At 50.1% G+C, this 21,097-nt stretch carries 16 protein-coding genes; 11 read left to right on the top strand and 5 right to left on the bottom strand.

Annotated elements, in window-relative coordinates:
• Nucleotides 1-48: 48 nt before the first annotated feature.
• Nucleotides 49-2,166, top strand: a complete 2,118-nt coding sequence (locus DS731_RS19510) for a right-handed parallel beta-helix repeat-containing protein (protein ID WP_119502883.1) — start codon at nt 49-51, stop codon at nt 2,164-2,166.
• Nucleotides 2,167-2,192: 26 nt separating this feature from the next.
• Here the strand turns inward: DS731_RS19510 and DS731_RS19505 are convergent, their stop codons facing one another.
• From DS731_RS19505 to DS731_RS19490, 4 genes are all read right to left on the bottom strand, one after another.
• Entirely contained in the window at nt 2,193-4,778 is a 2,586-nt protein-coding gene (locus DS731_RS19505; RefSeq protein WP_232373417.1) for a CIA30 family protein, read from the bottom strand.
• A gap of 59 nt (nt 4,779-4,837) precedes the next feature.
• A complete protein-coding gene (gene galE, locus DS731_RS19500; protein ID WP_119502882.1) occupies nt 4,838-5,857 on the bottom strand; it encodes a UDP-glucose 4-epimerase GalE in 1,020 nt (339 codons plus the stop codon).
• A 19-nt stretch (nt 5,858-5,876) separates the two neighbouring features.
• Complete coding sequence (locus DS731_RS19495) at nt 5,877-8,252, bottom strand: glycoside hydrolase family 2 protein (protein WP_232373416.1); 2,376 nt, start codon at nt 8,250-8,252, stop codon at nt 5,877-5,879.
• Between the two features lie 102 nt (nt 8,253-8,354).
• Nucleotides 8,355-10,994: a TonB-dependent receptor gene (locus DS731_RS19490; RefSeq protein WP_119502881.1), complete on the bottom strand. Its 2,640-nt coding sequence runs from the start codon at nt 10,992-10,994 to the stop codon at nt 8,355-8,357.
• 634 nt (nt 10,995-11,628) lie between these two features.
• On the opposite strand from DS731_RS19490, the gene DS731_RS19485 reads away from it, so the two are divergent.
• From DS731_RS19485 to DS731_RS19465, 5 genes are all read left to right on the top strand, one after another.
• The gene (locus DS731_RS19485) at nt 11,629-12,207 is read left to right on the top strand and encodes a single-stranded DNA-binding protein (RefSeq protein ID WP_119502880.1); all 579 of its coding nucleotides are present in this window, start codon (nt 11,629-11,631) and stop codon (nt 12,205-12,207) included.
• Between the two features lie 204 nt (nt 12,208-12,411).
• Nucleotides 12,412-12,912, top strand: coding sequence for an SRPBCC domain-containing protein (locus DS731_RS19480; RefSeq protein ID WP_119502879.1), 501 nt, complete (start codon nt 12,412-12,414; stop codon nt 12,910-12,912).
• Between the two features lie 27 nt (nt 12,913-12,939).
• Nucleotides 12,940-13,824: a LysR family transcriptional regulator gene (locus tag DS731_RS19475; RefSeq protein WP_119502878.1), complete on the top strand. Its 885-nt coding sequence runs from the start codon at nt 12,940-12,942 to the stop codon at nt 13,822-13,824.
• A 116-nt stretch (nt 13,825-13,940) separates the two neighbouring features.
• Nucleotides 13,941-15,011 carry a PepSY-associated TM helix domain-containing protein gene (locus tag DS731_RS19470; protein ID WP_119503518.1) on the top strand — a complete coding sequence of 357 codons (1,071 nt, stop codon included), beginning with the start codon at nt 13,941-13,943 and terminating at the stop codon, nt 15,009-15,011.
• 110 nt (nt 15,012-15,121) lie between these two features.
• Nucleotides 15,122-17,242 carry a TonB-dependent receptor gene (locus tag DS731_RS19465; RefSeq protein WP_119502877.1) on the top strand — a complete coding sequence of 707 codons (2,121 nt, stop codon included), beginning with the start codon at nt 15,122-15,124 and terminating at the stop codon, nt 17,240-17,242.
• Nucleotides 17,243-17,280: 38 nt separating this feature from the next.
• Here the strand turns inward: DS731_RS19465 and DS731_RS22390 are convergent, their stop codons facing one another.
• On the bottom strand, nt 17,281-17,811 hold the full coding sequence (locus tag DS731_RS22390) for a DapH/DapD/GlmU-related protein (RefSeq protein ID WP_119502876.1): 531 nt from the start codon (nt 17,809-17,811) through the stop codon (nt 17,281-17,283).
• A 71-nt stretch (nt 17,812-17,882) separates the two neighbouring features.
• Here DS731_RS22390 and DS731_RS19455 point away from each other — a divergent pair, with 71 nt between their 5' ends.
• From DS731_RS19455 to DS731_RS19435, 5 genes are read left to right on the top strand one after another with little or no spacing between them, the layout of a single operon-like run.
• Entirely contained in the window at nt 17,883-18,437 is a 555-nt protein-coding gene (locus DS731_RS19455) for a histidine phosphatase family protein (RefSeq protein WP_119502875.1), read from the top strand.
• A 58-nt stretch (nt 18,438-18,495) separates the two neighbouring features.
• Nucleotides 18,496-19,452: a biogenesis protein MshI gene (locus DS731_RS19450; RefSeq protein ID WP_119502874.1), complete on the top strand. Its 957-nt coding sequence runs from the start codon at nt 18,496-18,498 to the stop codon at nt 19,450-19,452.
• Nucleotides 19,442-20,095: a hypothetical protein gene (locus DS731_RS19445; protein ID WP_119502873.1), complete on the top strand. Its 654-nt coding sequence runs from the start codon at nt 19,442-19,444 to the stop codon at nt 20,093-20,095. The genes DS731_RS19450 and DS731_RS19445 overlap by 11 nt, the downstream gene beginning before the upstream one ends.
• Complete coding sequence (locus DS731_RS19440) at nt 20,092-20,736, top strand: type II secretion system protein M (RefSeq protein ID WP_119502872.1); 645 nt, start codon at nt 20,092-20,094, stop codon at nt 20,734-20,736. Before DS731_RS19445 ends, DS731_RS19440 begins: the two co-directional genes overlap by 4 nt.
• The gene (locus DS731_RS19435; protein WP_119502871.1) at nt 20,729-21,091 is read left to right on the top strand and encodes a hypothetical protein; all 363 of its coding nucleotides are present in this window, start codon (nt 20,729-20,731) and stop codon (nt 21,089-21,091) included. The genes DS731_RS19440 and DS731_RS19435 overlap by 8 nt, the downstream gene beginning before the upstream one ends.
• Nucleotides 21,092-21,097 lie beyond the last annotated feature (6 nt).

Raw genomic sequence — 21,097 nt, 5'->3', positions numbered from 1 at the left:
GTTCGTACGTTCTGTTTTCCCCTGACTATTCTTACTTGCGAGGCAATTATGTGTCGTATCCTGACGTTATGTTTTCTGACCGGCTTTGTACTGAGTGCCCGCGCCGGTGCTGATGAGCCACTGCCTGAACAACTCACAATTACGCCATTAATAGAATCTGCAGGGATAGAATTGCCCGGACAGTCCGCAGGTGCTGACAATACACTTCGTTTCCGTGAAGCTGGTACTACGCAGTGGCAGGATGCTAACCCGCTTTACTTTGACCCTGTTAATGGCTCGTTATCCGGTGCCGTAGTGTACCTGAAGCCGTCTTCACACTATGACATTGAGCTGAGTGTGACAGATGATACCGGAACCCGTTTGTATACAGATTCCTTCTATACCCGGGCTGACAAGCCGCCGGTGGACCCTCAGAAGATATATCATCTGAAAGATATTTATCAGGGCGGTACGCTGGATGTAGAAGCGCTGGGTATCGAAGGTGCGCCCGGTGCATGGGCCATGATTAAAGGCGATCTTAATACACCCATCGTAGCCCCGGAGGATGCTCTTTCGGCCATCCGCATCGGTGCGCAAAGTTATGTGTATTTCGAAGACATCACCATTGCGCAGGGCGGTCAGCTCGGTTTCTTTGCAGAAGAAGCACATCATATCTGGGTCAACGGATGCGACATTTCTCAGTGGGGAAGACGCCCGGCAGAGTACCGCAAAGGCATCGCTTATGACGACCGGGGCCGGCAGATTAACTACGATTCCGCCTTCTTCATGCGTCGCAGTGGCGTGATCACCGTAGAAAACTGCTATGTGCATGACCCGGTATTTGGCGCAAACCACTGGGGTAACGGCCATCCCAAGGGCACCAATGCTTTCCTTGCTTTCGCCAACCATCCGGAGGAAGCCTTTCAGGGGCAAATCATAATACGCAACAATACCTTCACCGGTACTGATGAGGTGCGCTTTAATGATGTGGTGGAAAGCCGGTTTAATCTCAACAGCGATGGCGGTTTCATCCGGGACTCGGCGATATATAACAACACGTTTGCTTACGCCAACGACGACATTATCGAACTGGATGGTGGTCAGCACAACGTACTGGTTTACAACAATGATTTTTCCCACGGTTATGGCGGAATAAGTATTGCGCCGGTGCGTCGCGGACCGTCTTATATTTTTCATAACACCGTTCACAGCATGGGCGACGAGCGCGGTATGATGTGGGCAGCTATCAAGGCCGGCGGCGTGTCATCTAATCCTGAAGGACAGGTTAACCTGTTCAACAACTACGTTTATTCTTCAGGAAACGGTATCACCGCATCTTATGTCCAGGGTGATGACGGGTTCTGGGTAAACGCGGTGAACAATGTGATTATCACCGGTCCGGCGACAGACGTATCCGGCTTCAGCATTCTTGATAAAAAGTTCGATGTCCGCAGTGTCTTCACAGGTAATTACCTGTTTAATCTGGATACCGCCAGCGAGCGGTTTCAGGCTGACATAACTGTGCCTTTTGCCGACTCAACTAAGCTAAACACCGCCTTTGCCCGGTCACTGGCTGAACAGGCAGCGCCGAAAACCCTGAACATAGCTGATGGTCTCACCGTTGCTAATTTTTCGAAGTTCGCAGGCGGACTGATCACCGGAAAAACCGGCCCGGTGACCGGCGCGGCTCCTTACCTGTCTTTCAGCCATGTGTTACTTGAGGAAATGCTCAATTTTAATAAGTTTGCACCGGCAAGCTACGATGCGAAACAGGATGACACCGTCAATGGCGGAATGACTATAAGCGATGATGGTTCAACATTAACGTTATCCGGTAACGCATGGAAACAAATCGCAGGGCAGTTCATTGTCGACGCTGGCAGCCGGCTGGTCGCGACAATTAAAATTGAAGGTCCGGCGGAAATTGCCGCGTTAGGCCTGGATACCAATTTAAAGCAGGGACCCGGCGTGATATTAAGCTTCGGTGGTTCGCAATCATACGGTCATCTTGTTGATGATCTGAGCGAACAGGACGGCTGGCAACGGTTGGTTATACCGGTAGGTGAGTATCTCAAAGCAGGTAATTATCAATACCTGACATTTATTCTCGATAATGACGCCACGCCGCAAGCCGGTAAAATCCACTTCAGACACATAGCGCTGATACAGGGCGGGGATGAAATATGACCCGGCGACTGCCGGGTCATGTCCTGTTAGTTGTTCGTGTTAATCAGGGCAACCTCTCCCAACTCAATACCACGGTAACCGGATTTTGGCGCCCGCTTTAAAGGCGGCAACGAGAACTGCAGACCGGTTATGGCATTCAGGGACAGCGGTGCCTGGTCGAACGGGCCAGTTGTGACAGGCATAAACGTGGGATAGGCACGGGTGAATAACAGCGGAACCGGTTTAAAGGCAGACAGCGGTATCACCAGTGTTTTCCATTCTTTGCTGACCGGGAAGTCTGTGCCGTAAGCCAGACCATCGTTGGCGATAAAGCCAAGTTGCAAGCGGTCACTTCCGCCTGAAGCACGTACGCGAAGTGCAACGGCATCGTAGTCATCCAGCTTCCTGTCAGTCAGCCGGTTGCCCACAGCCAGATCGGTACGCAGTAGCGGACCGCCCTGCTGAATCATTTCATCAAACACGTTGAGGACCACCGTAGCGCCCTCTTGTGTTGCCGAACTGGCAGGCCAGCTGACGGTGTCCTGAGGTGCGATAAATGTTGAGCGGTCTCTGGCCGGGTCTAACAGTGTGACCGGCGTATTCTCCGGTTGCAGTAAGGTGTGATAAAACGCGGTATTCAGAAAATCCCAGTTCTGCGGTTTGCCTTTTTGCTTGCCGGGGAATGTCCACACTTCGCCGCTGTCTTCCACAGTAATGGCGTATTCAAGTTTACCGGGTTTTTGCCATGCTTTGTCATCAGGCAAACTGGCTTGCCAGGTAACGCCGTCCGTTGATGTCATCGGGATAGATTCCCAGGCGTTATAGCCCTCGTAGCGAAGCTGAAGGGTAACCGATGGTGATGCACTGATAGCCTCTACGCTGGCGGTAATGATCAGTGGTTCGTTTACGTTGCGCTTACGTTGAGGTTGGTGCACAACCATAGCTGTCTTCGTGGTGAGCGCGGGTAACAGGAACTGCGTATCTTTAACCGGTTGCGCATCTTTGTTTGCCGACAGCAAATAGATGCCGGGTGAAACGGCGAATTTGCCATCTTCAGCCTGAATACTGACAGTATTATCTTTGTTTTGACCGTGGACGAAGAAGGTGCTCCCAAGGCCCTCCAGGGACACATCAAACTCACGCGAATGGGAGTAAAGTCGGGCTACTTCACGTTGTAAGCTTGAATTTTGATGGGGATCTTGCAATGTGAGGACATCAGGATACACCTCCAGTCGCCACTGGTCGTTGCTCAGTTTATCGAGGAAATACGCCCCCGAACCGTTGTAGCTCACCACCGGCGAGCTGCCCACACCGGCAACATGAGTAAGACGTTCAGCGTCTTCAGGAGCCTGCGTGGTAGAGTTAGAATAATAATATTGCTGTCCGTCGTCGTACTGACTCAGGTCCTGGTCGTATGACAGTGTGACATCACCAAACTGGTTGCTTTCAGGATAGGCAGGCGCCTGATAATCGTCCGGCAATGAACGGAATGCTTCACCGGCTATCATCAGACTGATGGCCTTGGAGGGCGTGTACAGCAAGTTCAAAAAGTGGGTGTTGTAGTCGGAGTTTGTATCGGCTATTGCAGCAGGGTCGTAAGCAAACTGGGTCGCCCACTGGAATCCGCCATCACGGAAGCTACGGGCCATTGCCGGGTACATGACACTGCGGGTCACATCAGCGGCATCAAACTCGTAAATCATTTTCGCTTTGGATGCACAGGCATCAATATCTACAAAAGGATTGGTGTAAGTCGCCACTGAAGGCAGTACATTGGTATTCAGTGCACTGTATTTCAGCAGGCCTGTGGGATACCACTGAAATGCAACACCATCCACATTGCTGTTACAAATCGCTTCAGCAAAATCCGGCTGATTTCCCTGTTCTGACAGGTTATAGAAAAGTGGCTTGGTGACACCGGTATCTCTGACAGTCGCCAACAGGGTATTAACGTAAGCAGCGCTTTTTTCAGGGGCCTGGCGGTGCTTCGGCTCATTGAAAAGCTCAAAAGCGATGATATCAGGGTCACTGCCAATTACTTTACCGGTAAAACGGTTTTTGTGAGCCATAAACTGAGTCAGGTAGCGTTGCTGGGCTTCTATCAGCTCAGGCTTTTCGTTCATATCGTTTTTGCTGAAACCCACCGCAAATCCCGGCTCGGAAGGATCGGGTTCCGGATAACCGGCTCCCCACCAGGCGATTGGCGTCAAAATGGCTTTGATACCCCTTTCCTGCAAGCGCATCATCAGATAATCGAACAGTTCCACATATTCGTTATCAAGCATGTTGCCCTGTTTATCTGTGATAAGTTTGTCCCAGACGTGGATCCGGTATGCATCCAGTTTCAGACGGGCAATATGGTCCACATCCATATCGATAGCCGCTTTATGGTCAATGCCACGGCGGGAAATGGCGCGATAGCCGTAGGCAAACGGCGCGCTGTAGTTAACGCCGAACAGATACACAGGCTCACCACTGGCCCAGAGCAGTTTGCCGTCTGATACAGTAACCGGGGTAGGGTGTTTCACCTCCTCTGAAGCGGCAGCAGGTTGAGAAACCATAGCGGCTAACAGCGTGGTAGCCAGAAACGTGGTAGAAAATCGCTGTTTAGATATCAATCGTGAAAACATCATCACTCTTTCTCTGAATTTGTTACAAATAGTCGACGGTTCAACAGACATAACAGTCTGTTTTATTTTCCGTTCTGGTATCCGTCAGGGTTGCCGGACTGCCAGTGCCAGCTGCTTGATACCATGCTGTGCAAATCGTGTTTTGCTTCCCATCCCAGCACCTTCTTAGCATGGTCTGAGTTGGCGTAGCAGCAGGCAATATCCCCGGGACGGCGGGCAACAAGCTGGTAAGGGACAGGCTGTTCACTGGCGCTGGCATAAGCATTCACCATTTCCAGCACTGAAATACCGTTGCCCGTCCCCAAATTGAATATGTGACTACCGGGCTGGCCGTGCAGGGTTTCAAGGGCTTTCACGTGACCGTCAGCTAAATCACATACATGAATATAGTCGCGGACACCGGTACCGTCAGCAGTGGGGTAATCGCTGCCAAATACTGACAGAGTCTCACGCTTTCCAACGGCGACCTGGGCGATAAAAGGCATGAGATTATTGGGGATCCCGTTAGGATCTTCGCCAATTTTGCCGCTATCGTGGGCGCCGACAGGATTAAAGTAGCGCAGGATAATGCCACTGAATGCGCCGCTGGCCTGACAGAAGTCCTGAATGATTTGTTCCACCATCAGCTTACTTCTGCCATAAGGATTTGTTGGCCCTAATGGAAAATCTTCAAAAATCGGCACTGAGTGCGGATCGCCGTAAACCGTGGCAGATGAACTGAATACCAGCGTGTGTATGCCCGCATCGTTCATCGTTTCAATGAGGGTCTGGCTGGCTGTCACGTTGTTGCGATAATACAGCATGGGCTTTTCTACCGACTCGCCCACTGCTTTTGAGCCCGCGAAATGAATAACGCCGTCAATGTGGTGCTGGCTGAAAATGTGCTTCAACGTGTCTGCGTCACCCGCATCACCTTCATAGAAAGGGACGGGACGCTGGCAAATTTGTTCAACACGCTTCAGCGCTTCAGGGTGACTGTTTGAGAAATTGTCTAACACCACCACAGAGTGGCCCGCTTCAATAAGTGCGATGCAGGTATGTGTACCAATATAACCTGCGCCGCCTGTAACAAGAATATGCATTCTGTAGAGTCCTGTTCTGTTAGAAAGTCAGCGTTGCCGGCTTCAGATTTTTACCTGAAACCGTGACTGTAGCGCCTTTAAGCGTATCTCGGATTTCCAGTAATAACGCACCTTCGCCCCTTGCTGTAACAACAGGGCTTTGGTTGAGCAGTCTGATGTCGCCTTCAACCGTTGCTGACAGGGTGATGTTATTTGCAAATACGGGATTACCCTTATCGTCCACGAGTTGCGCATAAATAAACACCTTGTCATTCACTCCGGTTGCCGGCGCAACGCCTGACTCGTCGATGTTTAACCTGATGCCAGTCGCGTTTAATGCGGTTGTGACACTGTGATCCGCAACGACGGCATTATCGATGATGGCTTCTGCGCGCAGGGTGCCGGCTTCAAACTGACTAACATCAAAAGTGAATGGCGGGTGAGCCAGGTGCGCTGTGAGCGGATTATTGTCCGGCTGTTGTTTTGCTACTAACTCGTCGTTCAGGTACAACGCGACTTCCTGAGCGTTAGAAAATACGCGTACCTGTGTACTTGAGTCAGGTTGCCAGTCACTGGCGATATAAACCATCGGGCCACTGTCGTACCGGGCGTCCAGCTGGTCGGCGTCCCGCTGGCTACGGTAAAAGTAATAGCTGTACTTAGGCTGGCGGTAGATACTCATGATGCCCGAGGATTCTATGTCGTCAGAGTAACCCCGGTTGTAGTCGAACATGACCCAGTATCCGTCGGCAAACGCGGGCACAGTAAAGTTGTCGTTATGGGCTTCCTGCAGGTTTAATGCTTGCTGCAGCAAACGTTGTTCTCCGCTGTTCAGTAACTGCCGGCTGGTCCGTTCGTCTTCTTTCAGGTTCTGCCAGGAGTCCTGGTTTAACCCGGCGTTTTGCGCATAGTATTCCCAGTCGCCGTATTCCGACACGATATACGGTTGCCTGGGTGTTTCATAATGCTGTAACCGGTGCTGGCGGGCCTGAACAAAAATATCATAACCATATTCCCAGCCTGCGGAGAAAGCCCCGGGAAAGTGCTGATGCACAGTGTCTGACAAGGTGGCAATGAATGCGTCCGGCATGTCCGATTCATTCAGCGAACATTCCCAGGCGATAACACTGGCGTAATTACGGTCCCGGCGGATTAAATCTTCGCAAGACTGCACAATGTGCGCCTCAAACGCAGGATCGCTGTTGTAGTACTGCCAGCCCAGCACCGCGTCTAAAAGTACCAGTCCAAGCTCGTCGGCTGCTTCCATGAAGGCCTGTGAGTGAGGGTAATGGGATAACCTGACATAGTCGAAACCGGCTGACTTAATTTTCACCGCATCGCGGTAGTCAGCCTGTGCAGAAGTTGCGTAGCCCGTAAACGGGTATTCCTGGTGCCGGTTAACGCCACGGAGGAAAGTTTTTTTGCCGTTAATCAGTAACTCATGCTTATCGTTAAAGGCAAATTCCCTGATGCCGATTTTACGGGTTTGGGTTTCTGTTACTTGCCCTTCACGGGAAAGGGTTGTCGTTAAGGTATATAAGCTTGGCGAGTCCGGTGACCACAGTGCAGGCGCGTTAACGCTGAGCGTCTGCTCAAAGTGCTTATCACTGCCGGCGGATAACTGGTAACTCTCTGTTTCTGTAGCCAGTGTTTTACCATTGAAAGATAAAGACTGAGTGAGCCGGAAAGACTTTGCTTCATTATAGTGATTCGCAATTTGTGTCTTAACGTTTACCAGTGCTTCGCCTTCGCTTACCTTTGGATAGGTGACAAATACGCCGCCGCCAGCCACTTCCTGTGCCAGCATTTCATCGGTAATCATCAACTTGTCTTTCACCAGCAGGTTAACATCGCGGTAAAGGCCGCCGTATGTATTGAAGTCCAGCAGGTTAAGCGGTTTAGGACCGGTAACCGGGTTATCGCGGTTATCCAGTTTTACCCGGAGCAGGTTTTCACCGCGTGTTAAAAATGGGGTCAAATCAAGGGTAAAAGGCAAATAGCCACCAAGATGTTCTCCCACTTTTTCGTTGTTCAGCCAAATTTGTGCACTGTTCATGGCTGCTTCAAAGCGAATGAGGACTTCTTTGTCAGTCCAGTCCTCCGGCATGGTGAAAGACTTCTGGTACCACGCCGTGCCCTGCCATTGATCGTTGACCACCTCAGGTTCAAGTTGAGGTGTGTGAGGCAGACTCACATTTTCCCAGTCACCTTTAATGTCTTCGGGTAATACGTCATCTTTTGATTTTTTAAACTGCCAGGCTTTGTTAAAACCAATAGTCTGGCTTACAGGTTGCTGCTTTTCAGTAATCGGCAGCACAGCCGTTGAAGATGATGACTCAGGTTGTTCAGCAGGTTGGCAGGCTGTGAGCGTCCACAACCCCCCTAAAATACAGGTAAGACGAATAGCGTTGATCACGTTAATTAGCCTCTGACGGGTGGTTAGGTATACGGATTTGTGTGAAAGATGGAAAAGGAAATGTCGCCGGACCCCTTTGAGACGGTCCGGCGAGTTTTTACCTTACATTGAGTACTGGAAGCCGACTAAGTAGCGACGGCCCCACTCGACATAGCTACCCACACGACTTGGATCGTTATCGAAGTATGTGTGTGAAACCTGATTTGTCAGGTTCTGACCTTGCAGCATCAGCTTGAAGTTTTCTGTCACTTCATAGGAAATGCTGGCATCAACGGTCGCTTCGTCGTCAATGGTGTAGATTTCAGTGGGTTCCCAGCTGCCTACACGGGTATATTCACTGCGGTAGTTGTACGATACTTTCGCATCAACACCGGCTTTGTAATACCACAATGTCAGGCTGCCCACGTGTTCAGATAAACCGCCCATTGGTAACGGATTTTCCGCAGGGGTAAATTCTGTCACGTTGCTGTCGGTGAAGCTGTAGTTGGTATAAATACCCAGGCCATCGAAAGGAGACGGCAGCATTGAGAATGCCTGCTGATACATCACTTCGAAACCGCGGATTTGACCACCGTCGCCATTTACCGGGCCGCTGAACTGATAGTCCACGCCATCCAGTGTCAGTACATCAGTCGATGTGCCCACATGGGTCTTCAGATCTTTGAAGAACACTGAGAATGTGAAAGCCGTATCTTCAGAGAAGAAATGCTCGTAGCCTAAGTCAATCTGGTCAGCCACGAAGGGGTCCAGTGAAGGATTACCGCCTGAAGCTGTTTTCACTTCAGACTGCGTGTTTAACTGGAAGCCGGTACGCATTTCAATCAATGGCGGACGGGACATGGTACGGGCAAGGCCCACACGGATTTGCGAATCTTCGGTGATACTCACCCGCAGGTTCAGAGATGGCAGGATTTCAGTATAACTGTGATCTACCGATACCGGAGCAAAGCCTTCTTCATTTTGCTGAACACCCGCCGATGTAGAACTCGTATGTACGTAGCGTACACCTGCGTTACCCGTATAAGGCACACCAAACATTTCGCCTTCGAGGTTAAACATGAAGTAAGCGGCTTTATTGGTTTCCTGCAGGTTCCAGCTGGCAAATAAATCGTCGTTTGTGGGCTCGTGATTACTACGGTCGTCAATGCCACCGAAGGCCTGATCGACTGTGCCTTGCCAGTCGTTGATAGTATAAATGTCAGGGGAGACCAGACCGCCACCTAATGCATAGCTGCTGGCGTAGCCTGAGTCAGCCGTTCCGGTGACACCTTGCCACCAGCTGATTACACTGTTGTCTTTTTCCCGATCTGACCAGCGTACGCCGTAGCTGAACTTCGTCGCATGGCCCCAGTCAATATAACGGGAGAAGTCCAGTTTGATCGTCAGCATGTCATCTTCAAGCTCACGATCTTTATCTACCGTCATACCATTTAAGGTGTAGTAGTCAGGGTTGCTGATATCTACATCGGAGGTGATGGCCAGACTGTCGCCGGTAACATCCCAGCCAATATCAACAGGCGTGGGGCCTGTATAGTCAGACGTCAGGTTTACCCAACGTGAAGTAATTGATGCTGTTGAGAAACCGATATCGGCATTCACTGTCCACACGTCACCTTGCCAGTCCAGATTCAGACCTGTACTGATAAGCTCATTTTCCTGGAACCATGTAGCGTTATTGACCGAATGTGCGCCCCACAGCATGCCACCGGCAACCAGTTGCTCGGTACCGTCTGCTTTAGTGATGACTTCCGGTGTGGTAGCAGAGTTCTGGTAGTTCCATACGCTGCCGTTTGCCCAGTTACCCCAACCATCAAACCATAACTGGTCTTCACGCTCTTCAATATCAAATTTTGAATAGAACAGGTTATATTTCACTTCCAGAGAGTCAGTGGGGATCCACTGTACAACACCCATGGTGCCTACACGCTCAGTGTTTCCGCCTTTAGTGCCTGACTTACCACCCCAGGGAGCGGCTTCAGTAATACCATTGTCATTCACGTCGCCTTGTTCTGCGGCAACTTTGTTGTAGGAATAAGAGGTGGTTTCACGTTGAACGGAAGGCTGATCCTGATAGGCAATACCAAAAGCGAAACCCAGGGTGTCAGACACAGGTTCAACAATGCTGAAACTGCCGCGCTTGCCCTGTGCATCTGCAGTAGGAATGTCGTCGGCTAGCGGGTAGTCCATCAGATGGCCTGAGATGGTCAGTTGACGCTCGTCTTTCGACAGTGGCTCAACGAAGTTCATGTTCACCAGACCCGAGATACCCCCTTCTGTCTGGTTCGCCATCGGGCTTTTGAATACTTCTACAGAGCTGATTAATTCGGCAGGGAACTGCTCGTAACGCACGCTGCGGCTTGGCTCGCCGCTAACGATTTCACGACCGTTCATGGTTGCCAGGTTCAGGCGCGGGCCCAAACCACGAATAGAGATGATGCTGGCATTACCGCGGTCACGATCAGCGGCGATCCCGGGTAAACGGGCCAGTGCATCGGTAATAGTAACGTCAGGAAGTTGTCCCAGATCGTCAGTAGAAATAATTTCTACCGTCGAATCAGCAAGTTTTTTGTGCTGAAGGGATTTTGTCAGCGTGCTTCCGAAACCACGAACCGTAATAACTTCGGTTTCGTCTGCAGGAACGGCTGTATTTGTGTCAGTGTTTTCCTGTGCAACAGCAGTAGTCAGCGTAAGGCATTGTGCGAGTGCCGCTGCAGTCAGGCTTAATTTAAATTTATTATTCATACGTAACTCTCAGGGTAAACGTTTACTCATCGTGTCCTAATAATGCGTTGGAGCACGTAGGTACTGTGATAAATCAGGCGAGACACTGTAGGGCACAGACTGCTGTCATTTCACAATAACAACTTTATAACATGAATGGGTAAACGTTTACCATAGATCTTGTGAAATTTTTCTAAAAAAGCCATTTTTGCCTGTAAAATACCCGTTATTGGAGAGAAAACGATTACATTAAAGCGAAAATTATTAACTTTAGATGTTAATAACTTAATTCGCGGACATCTGTCCGGTCAGGTAAACAAAACGGACCGTCAGTACAGCTCGACAGCATCTCCGCGTGTGATAAATTTTGACTCAGCATAGAAACAGGTTGGGGCTGCGGGTGTATAAATCCGGAAAAAACCTTGTGCGACAATTAACTGACTGCCTCAGCTTTTATTTAACGAAAATATTCCCTTAGCCAGAGAAAAAAATCAGGTATACTGGCCCACTATCACAAAATTTACAGCGACTGCACGGGCAGGGAACAACGTTGAGCAGCAACGTTAAATCCGCCAGAAATCCGCAAAAAGCGTGCGGGGCGGGTGGCTGTGAATTCATAAGTCACAGACAAAGACAGAGTTAACAGGAGACATCGATGGCAACGAGAGGCGTCAACAAAGTCATTTTGGTAGGAAACCTCGGGAACGATCCTGAAGTACGTTACATGCCAAATGGAAACGCCGTGGCAAACCTGAGTCTGGCGACCAGTGAAAGCTGGAAGGATCAGCAAGGTCAGATGCAGGAGCGTACAGAGTGGCATCGGTTAACCATGTACCGTCGACTGGCAGAAATTGCTGGTGAGTACCTGAAGAAAGGCTCACAAATTTACGTGGAAGGTAAACTGCAAACCCGTAAATGGCAGGATCAACAAGGCCAGGATCGCTACACCACAGAAATCATTGTCGACCAGATGCAAATGCTGGGCGGCCGCGAAGGTGGTGGTCAGGGCGGACAAGGTGGCGGTGGCTACCAGCAACGTCCACAAGGTGGAAATCAGGGCGGCAACCAGGGTGGTTACAGCAACAACCAGGGCGGCGGTTATCAGCAACGTCCACAGGGTAACAATCAGGGTGGCGGCTACGGCGGCGGCAATCAGGGTGGAAACCAGCAAGGTGGTAACAAGCCGCCTATGGCCGAGCCTGATTTTGACTTTGATGACGATATTCCGTTCTAGGAAAGTCATCGTTCTGATAAAGAACGCAAAACTCTTCATACTCACGAACCCTGCTTTTTGCAGGGTTTGTTGTTTTTGTTCACCGGAAAATTCCAGTTATAATTATATCTGATAGCTGTAATGGTAAATGGCGATTGGATTTATATCTGGCTAAGCTCAATGATGTAGTACGTCAACTGACGACTTACTATTTCAGGAGTTTTTATGCACGCAATCAAATGGCCACAGCAATATCTGCCGGGGTATACCGATAATTTTTGTTCCAATGAGGTAATCGTTAAGGCACTGGATATTCACAAAGTGTGGTCCCTGCTGGCGCAGCCTTCATACTGGCCACAGTACTATGCCAATTCTGCCAATCCGGTAATTCATAACAGCAACAGTGAGACGCTCAAAGCCGGCGATACCTTTTACTTCGAAACCTTCGGTTTTCCCGTTGAATGTGAAGTGGTGGAATATCAGGCTCCGGAGAATGAACAGCCCGGTCGTATAGCATGGCACGGCTGGAGCGGAGAAGGTGAAGACAGGCTGGATGTACATCATGCCTGGCTAATTGAAGAATTACCCGGTGACAGACTGCGCATTCTGACGCAGGAAACTCAGGTTGGTGAGCCCGCCAAAGCGCTGGCGGTTGCCAAACCTAATCCTATGATCAATGGTCATCAGGAATGGCTGGACGGGCTGGTGTCTGCTGCCCGCCAGTAATGTTAACTACAGATAAACGGATTCTGCATGTCAGGGCTTAAAAATATCGATTTGAATCTGCTCAAGGTGTTTCTCACCCTGATGGAAGAACAGAACGTGTCGCGGGCCGCAGAGGCCTTGTCGGTGAGTCAGCCGGCAGTCAGTGGCATGCTGAACCGTTTGCGTCAGAACCTGAATGACCCGCTTTTTGTCCGCAGCCAGAGAGGCATCGTTCCCACGGTCAGGGCGCAGGCGTTAGCCGGTCCTGTACGACGTATCCTGGACGAACTGGATACCGCACTGCAACCGGATGATTTTGATCCCCAAAAGGTGTCAATGACATTGAACGTAGCGGTGACGGATTACTCGTTGAACACCGTGATAACGCCTTTGCTACCGCGCTTCAGAGAGCTGGCGCCTGAACTGAAAATTGCCTGTCACTGGTTAAATGAATCCACGCTGGCAGAAAAGATGGAGCGCGGAGAATTAGATTTAGCCCTGGTGACACCTGAAACCACGCCGCTGGATTTGAAATCCCGCCTGCTTTTTGAAGAACACTACGTGTGGGTGATGAGACAAGCACATCCGCTTGCAGAAGCAGCACCGGACGTGACGACCTTTTGTCAGGCCGGTCATGCCATCGTGTCGTACAACGGTGGTGCGTTTTCCGGTATCACGGATGAAAAACTGCGTGAACTTGGACTTTCCCGCAACGTTGTACTGTCGGTTCCCGGCTTCTTTGTACTTCTGGATATGGTCAGGACCAGCGATCTTTTTGCCGTGGTTCCTGCCAGAATTGCCCGTCAGGTACCGGATCTCAAAGTGCTGCCGCTACCAGTGGATGTGCCCGGTTTTGCCAAGTATCTTGTATGGCACGGGCGCACCCACCACAGCCCCGTGCACGGATGGATCCGGGAAGCTTTCAGGTTGTAGCCTGAAAGAGAGTGTTCCGGGAAGGGTTTTTCCTGTTAGTATTGCCGGCTTACCGTGCCGGAAGAAATAGCCGGCACCGGAACTTCACCGTTGAACGGACACCCGGGATTGCTCATTTGAAACTTTGGCTTAGAAGACTACACCTTGTGCTGGCGCTGATTTCAGGACTGTTTATTACCTGTCTGAGTGTGACCGGAGCGCTGCTGGTTTACGCCAAAGATATCCAGATTCTTTCACAACCTGATAAATGGCAGGTGTCATCACAGGATGAAGTACTTCCTCTTTCACGCCTGATGTCTGCCGTTGAAAGGGAAACCGGGCAGCCCTTTGCCATGTTGATGCCGGAAACGGATCCACAGCTTGCCTGGCAGGGAAAGCTGGCGAACGATGAGCATGTCAGTGTCAATCCTTATACCGGTGACGTTGTGTACCGGTATGACTACAACACCACTATCTACGGCTTCACGATGGCTTTGCATCGCTGGCTATTGTATGAGGACGGAGAGAAGGGCAAGCCGTTACGTAACTGGGTCTCGATAAGCGCACTGGTACTTATCTTCGAGCTATTACTGGGTTTTTACCTGTGGGTGAAACCGAAAAACAGGTTAAAGCGGCTGGTTATCAAACGCCGCGCAAAATTACGTATCCTGATGTATCAGCTTCATACGGTGCTGGGTGTCTACTTATTAGTACCACTGCTCTTAATTGCGTTTACCGGCATGGCCTTCAACTGGAAAAAGCCAACGCAGCAGGTCGTCGAAACCATCACTTTTTCAGAGGTGGAAACCCGGCCCGTACCCGCGCGGCTTACGGCGTCTGAATCGTTATTGCCTGCCGCCATCGATATCGCTTATGACCGTGCAACAACAATATTCCCTGATGCCCGGTTATTCCGCATCTATTTCCCTCTGAAAGCCGGTGAACATATTGGTTTCAGAATGCAAAATCCCGGCGAGTCCCATGCTTACAGCTGGGTATGGGCTCATCCCGTGACGGGGCAGGAAACCGGACGCTACGATGCTTCTTCGGCAAACGTCGCCACGCAGGTCTGGAATTTCAAATATAAGTTCCATACCGGCGATTTTGCCGGCCCTGTGGTTCAGTTCTTATGGTTCTTTGTTGCTCTGTTGCCTGCTTTTTTTACCGGTTCAGGGATCTGGTTCTGGTACAAGCGACACTACAAATAAGTCATACTTTGACAAGATAATGAGAATAGTTTTCATTATCTTTACATTGCCTCCCTACACCTTTAGTATAACGCGCCTTTCTTCTTGTTATATTTCTTAAAAGAGTTTTCATGTATAAATTTTCCCTTTCTCTCGTGGCGTTGGCTGTCAGCACCTCTTCAATGGCTGTCGAAACGCAAACAGACGATATTGAACGTATTATTGTTTCCGGAAGCCGTGTTATCGAAAGTATTGATGAAGTGCCGGCGTCCATTACCGTCATCTCTCAGCGCCAGATTGAAGAACATCTGAAGGTTAATCCCGAGCTTCAGAGCTTGCTGGCGCAAATGGTGCCGGGACTTGCTCCTGATACAGGCAGCTCAAGCAATACCGGTCAGTCGTTGCGGGGCCGGGCGCCTCTGGTCATGATTGACGGTGTGCCGCAGTCAACGCCGCTGAGGAATGGTTCACTGGGGATTAAAACTATCGATCCCAGTGCTCTTGCACGTATCGAGGTGATTAAAGGTGCCACGTCAGTATACGGAAACGGCGCATCAGGCGGTATCATTAACTACATTACGAAGCAAGCCACAACTCAGGACAGCCATAAAGGGCAGATCAGTCTGTCATCACGGTTCAGTGCGGTAAAAACAGAAGAGTCCGCCGGCGCCAGGGTATCCGCAGCGGTTAACGGAAAAGCCGGTAACTTTGATTACCTGCTGACTGCCAGTTACGAAGAAAACGGCGTGCAGCGGGATGCTGAGGGCGATATTCTTGGCTTGCAGTACGGGCTTTCAGACGCCGAAACGCAGAACTACTTCACTAAACTGGGTTATGAATTTGATGACGAAAAGCGTCTGCAATTCAGTTACAACTATTTCAGCTCTCAGCAAAAAACAGATTTAGGGGATGTGGCCGGCGATATTAATCAGGGTGAGAAAACCTACGCTATTCACGTTCCGGAAGCCCTTCAGAAACAGGGTAAGCCCCAGGGGCCTGACGGAAATGAAAATATTACCGCTAAATACACCGACAGCAATCTCTTCACCAACACCGAAATGACCCTCGATGTGTATTCGCAGGACATAGAAAATGTGTTCTTCTTTTCGCCGAACCTTGCAAATCCTGACGAAGGTTACGACGGGGGCCAGTCGATTATCCGTTCTGAGAAACGTGGTGCCAGAGCCACATTCAACACCATTGCCGACTTCGATGGCGTGGAAGCAACGTTTATTTATGGTGTTGATGCCTTGCAGGACACCACTTCACAGCCTCTGGTGGATGGCCGGGTGTGGGTACCTGAAATGGACATGGACAGCATTGCCGGCTTCCTGCAGACCAAGTGGGTAATTCAGGACGATATTATTGTGAAAGCGGGCGTCAGAAGAGAAAGCATTGACTTAACTGTCGATGATTATGAAACGCTCAAGCTTTGCCGTACTGCAACACAATGCTCTGTACCGTTACAGGTAAAGGGAGATACCATTGATTATGATGCCACGACGTACAACATAGCTATCAAGTACAACTGGAAGGATGTATTCAGTCCGTTTATTAACTATTCCCAGGGTTCAGATATAGCCGATATTGGCCGTTTACTCCGTGCTGCAACGGTAGACGATATCGGTCTGATTCAGACAGAAGCGTCCATTATCGATAACTATGAAGCGGGTTTCACCTCCCTGTTTGATAATGTTCGTATTGAAGTGGCTGCTTACCGCAGCACTTCTGAACTGGGCACCACAAACCAGTTTAATGCCGTTACCGGTGTGTATGAGCCGGTGCGTGCACCGCAGGAAATCTGGGGATATGAAGGATTGGTTGACTACCGTATTTCTGAAACTCTGGGTGTCGTTGCGACATACAGTTACGTTGAAGGTAAGAATACTGAAGCCGATATCTATTTAGGCTCGCGCCAAATCAGTCCGCCGAAGGCCACGGTAAATGTAAACTGGCGTCCCCTTGATAGTATGTCATTGACAGTAAGCTATTTGCACGTTGGCGACCGTAAGCGCTTTGCGCCCAATGCGGACGGGGAATATGTGGGCGATCAGGGTCCGGTCTCCAGCTACAACATTTTCAATGTGAGCGGGAAATATCAGTTTGCAGACAACTGGAATGCGTTTATGGGAATCGAGAACCTGTTTAACAGTGATTATTACCCGGCGCGGGCTCAGTCATACACCTACGGTGGCTACAATATTAAAGGTCTGGGTACGACAGCAACCCTGGGCGTGACCTGGTCATTTTAAGACGGGTCTAGCCCGTCTGAAAAGATGATGAGGCATTATCATTTTTTCCGGATGGTGGCCGGCGAACCCGCGACTGTGGTGTTCGCCGGAACATCTTCAAACACCACTGCCCCCGCACCGACAATGGCCTGATTGCCAATATTGACGCCGGGTTGAATAACCGCATTAGCACCAATCCACACATTGTCGCCAATTGTCACCGGCGCATTATTCATATTGAGGGGGGAATGAATTTCTCCTGTGTCTAATGGCACGGTACTGATGATGGCGCCCGGCCCGACAAATACCCCTTCGCCAAGACGGATATTTTGTTCAGTAATAAATGTCACGTTGTGATTGAGAAAAACGAACCGGCCCAGTTCCACGAAGGCATTACCTGACAAACAAAATACCGGCTCAATCCAGCAGGGACCGTGGCATGTAAAGAGGGCTTTCATTGCCTGTTTTTTGCTTTTAGCCGGCGCGTCTGCTTTGTTCAGTGCATCGACGTAAGGCCCTTTTACATCGCAGCGGGGAAGTGCCGCGCGTAACGAAGGCAGGCTCCGGTCTGAAAACGGTAACGGGGTCAAAGTACTTTCTCTTTCATAAGGGTTTGTTTATTATCGGATTCCGGATTTAAATTGCACGTACGAGCACAGGTGTGAAGACTGAAATTATATTGATCCGGCATGGCAGACCCCGCTCAGCAGATAATATCCGTTGTACAGCGTCAGGTTACGCGAACTGGATTCGAAAGTATAATGCTGCCGACCTTGACCCCCGAAGTAAACCCGCTAAATTACTGAGTCTTAACAACTACTTTGTCATGAGCAGCGATTTGCACCGGGCCCGTTTAACGGCCCGATATTACTGCGGCCATGGTGCCTGTGAATACAGCAGTTTATTCAGAGAGATGGATATCCCTTATTACCGGTTTCCGTTCCGGCTCAGAGCGTGGACCTGGGTTTATTTTAGTCGCGCCCTGTGGATGGCCGGGGCGGGTGGCAGGTTTGAAAGCTATAAAGACGCTAAAGCCCGGGCAGAAATGGCCGTTAACTTATTGGAAGTGCGGGCAAAGACCCATAAAAAAATAGTCATGTTTGGCCATGGAATGATGAACAGGGAAATTCGCAAAAGGTTGCAACAGCGGGGCTGGACAGTTGCAGAGAAGGATAACGGCTATTGGGGCGTTAATCGTCTACACTTAAACGGCTGACAGTACGCTGACACTTTTTTCTGCCGGCGCTGAATAATAACTAAGCGAATTAATCACTATGTACATTGGTTGGACAACTTATCTCAAACAACGTTTTCAGTCGAAGCGTGCCGGCATGGCTGTCGGTGTGTCGTTGTCTGCCGAAACTGCTACCTTCACGGCTTTGCGTAGTAAAGGCGGTGAATCCTTTGTTGTCTCTGAAGTGTCTGTGCTTTATTCCCAGTGGCAGGCGCAACTCAGTAAATGGGTAGCAAAGCAAAAGCTGTCCGGTGCAGAGTGCCATGTTGCGCTGGCGCAAAATTGGTATCAATTACTGCAGATTGACCGGCCCGACGTTAAAGATGACGAAATCAATGATTCTCTGGTGTGGCCGGTGAAAGAACTTATGGGGTTCGACAAACCCATGGTGCTGGACTATTTCGACCTGCCTGTGCCACTGGCCGGCAATAAAAAAGTCAATGTCGTTGCTATGCCTGAAGACACCATAAAAGAGATTGTCGCCGGTTGTATTGAAGCGAATGTACGGCTGGAAAGTATTTCTGTTGAAGAGCTGGCACACTGCGCGTTGTTGCCGGTTCTGCAGGAACCGGTTATCACGCTGACGCAGGAAGCCGGAGAAGAAATTATTCTGAACGTCGTCAAAGACGGTCACTTGTATCTCAGCCGCAGACTGAAAGGCTTCGAGAACCTGGGGAGTTTTTCCGCAGAAGAACTGAGAATGGGCGTGCTGGATTCATTATGTATTCAAATTCAGCGTTCCATGGACTTTTTCGAAAGCCAGCTGCGTCAGGCTCCGGTACGTAAGGTGATGATTCGCATCAACGCAGCACAAACCGCAATTATTTTAGAACAGATATCACAGGCAGTTTCTGCTGAGGTGACTGAGCTGGATCTTGGCGGGGTGGTCAACGACCCGTCGGAAGTTATCTCTAATCTGAGCAGTCTGGGCATGGCGCTGACGCCGGCACGGAATAAAACGCTGTCTGCAAAACCGGTGGTGGCTGATGAAAAGTAATATCAACCTCTATCAGTCCCGCTTTGAACCACGCATTGATTATCTGTCATTGGCCAGCGTCAGTCTTGCCATTGGAGTAGTTGCTCTCATCGTACTGATAACAGGCAGTATTTATCATTATCTGGCCAGTAGTGCAGAAGCTGAATATGTGAAGCTGCTGGAACGTAACCGGACCCATCAGAGCCAGATTGATGAATTACAGGCCGAGGTAACAAACTGGAAAGCAGACCCTGCGCTGATCAAAAAGGTAGAAGACATCAAACTGGATCTCAGTAAGCAACGTCGTGTACTGGAAGAGCTCGCTGCCCGCGCCCCGCTGCGGTTCAAAGGTTTCAGTATTCTGCTGGACGACCTGGCTGACAAACATGAGTCTGATCTTTGGATCGAGTCTATGGCGGTGTCTGAAACGAACATGACCTTTAACGGGCAGGTGTCTTCACCCCAGGCTTTCCCCCGCTGGTTACAGCGGTTGAGTGAAACAAGCAGTTTCAGAGGACGCAGTTTTGCCGCTGCGCGGGTGTATATGGACGAAGATGACGCCCTGAAATTCGAGCTGTCCACCCGCAGAACGGCATCAGCAACGGCTGCTGCGCCGGCACAGCAAAGTGCGCCGGGTTTAACGCTGCCGGGAGGTGCTCAATGAGTAAGCCTTCATTACACGTTAGATTTGAAGCGTTATCCCGGCGGGAAAAGGTGATGACACTGGTATCCGGTATCGCACTGGTGCTGCTTACAGGCTTCACCTTCTTTATTGAGCCTGCCATGAATGACTTAAGCGAGTACAGAAAAGAACTGGCTGCCGAAGAAATGAAAAAGCAGACGTTACAGGCGCAACAGGCCCTGTTCGTGGAAGCGCTGTCGGTAGACCCTGATGCAGAAAAGCATGCTGAATATGATGAGCTGGTGGCTAAAAAGAATGATTTGTCCGTCAGCTTTTCAACACAACTCGACGAGCTGGTTTCGCCGGATGAAATGGTGTTGCTGGTGGAAGAAGTGTTTTCCCATACCCACGCACTGACGTTGACTGAAATGTCGTCGGCGGAGCCCGTCTCTGTTTTTGCAGATAACGAATCCATGCAGGATGTAGAGCTTTATCAGCATGGCGTGACAATGACATTCAGGGGCAATTATTTCGACGTTAAGAATTTCATCGAAGTGCTGGAAACCCGCTCAAGGCAGCTCTACTGGCGGTCAATTGATTATGAGGTGACGGCATGGCCGGCGGCAGATGTCACCGTGGAAGTGTATACCCTCAGTACAGATAAGGCGTTCATCGGTGTTTAACAGATACGGCAAATATTTGGTGTTTACCGGCATTCTGCTCATGATGAGCCAGCTTGTGCATGCCGGCGACCCGACCAGACCGGGACGGGGCTACAAAGGTCAGTCTTCTGCGGTAAAAACGCAGACCGGTTATCAGGTAACAGCGATTTTTAATCATGGCATGCGTCCTCAGGCCATCATTAACGGCAAGCTGGTGGCTGAGGGATATCAGTTCAGTGACGCAACCGTGAAAACAATTTTAAAAGATAAAGTGATTATCAGTCAGCAGCGCGACGGCCGCTGGCAACCGGTGACGCTGTCAGTGAATCCGGCATCATCAGATAAGTTTAGTATCCGCACTGCGGACTCATATTAGGGATCA

Source organism: Alteromonas sp. RKMC-009, assembly GCF_003584565.2.
Taxonomy (GTDB): Bacteria; Pseudomonadota; Gammaproteobacteria; order Enterobacterales; family Alteromonadaceae; genus Alteromonas.
The sequence above is the reverse complement of the archived record's forward strand: the minus strand, read 5'-3'. Positions and strand labels throughout refer to the sequence as shown.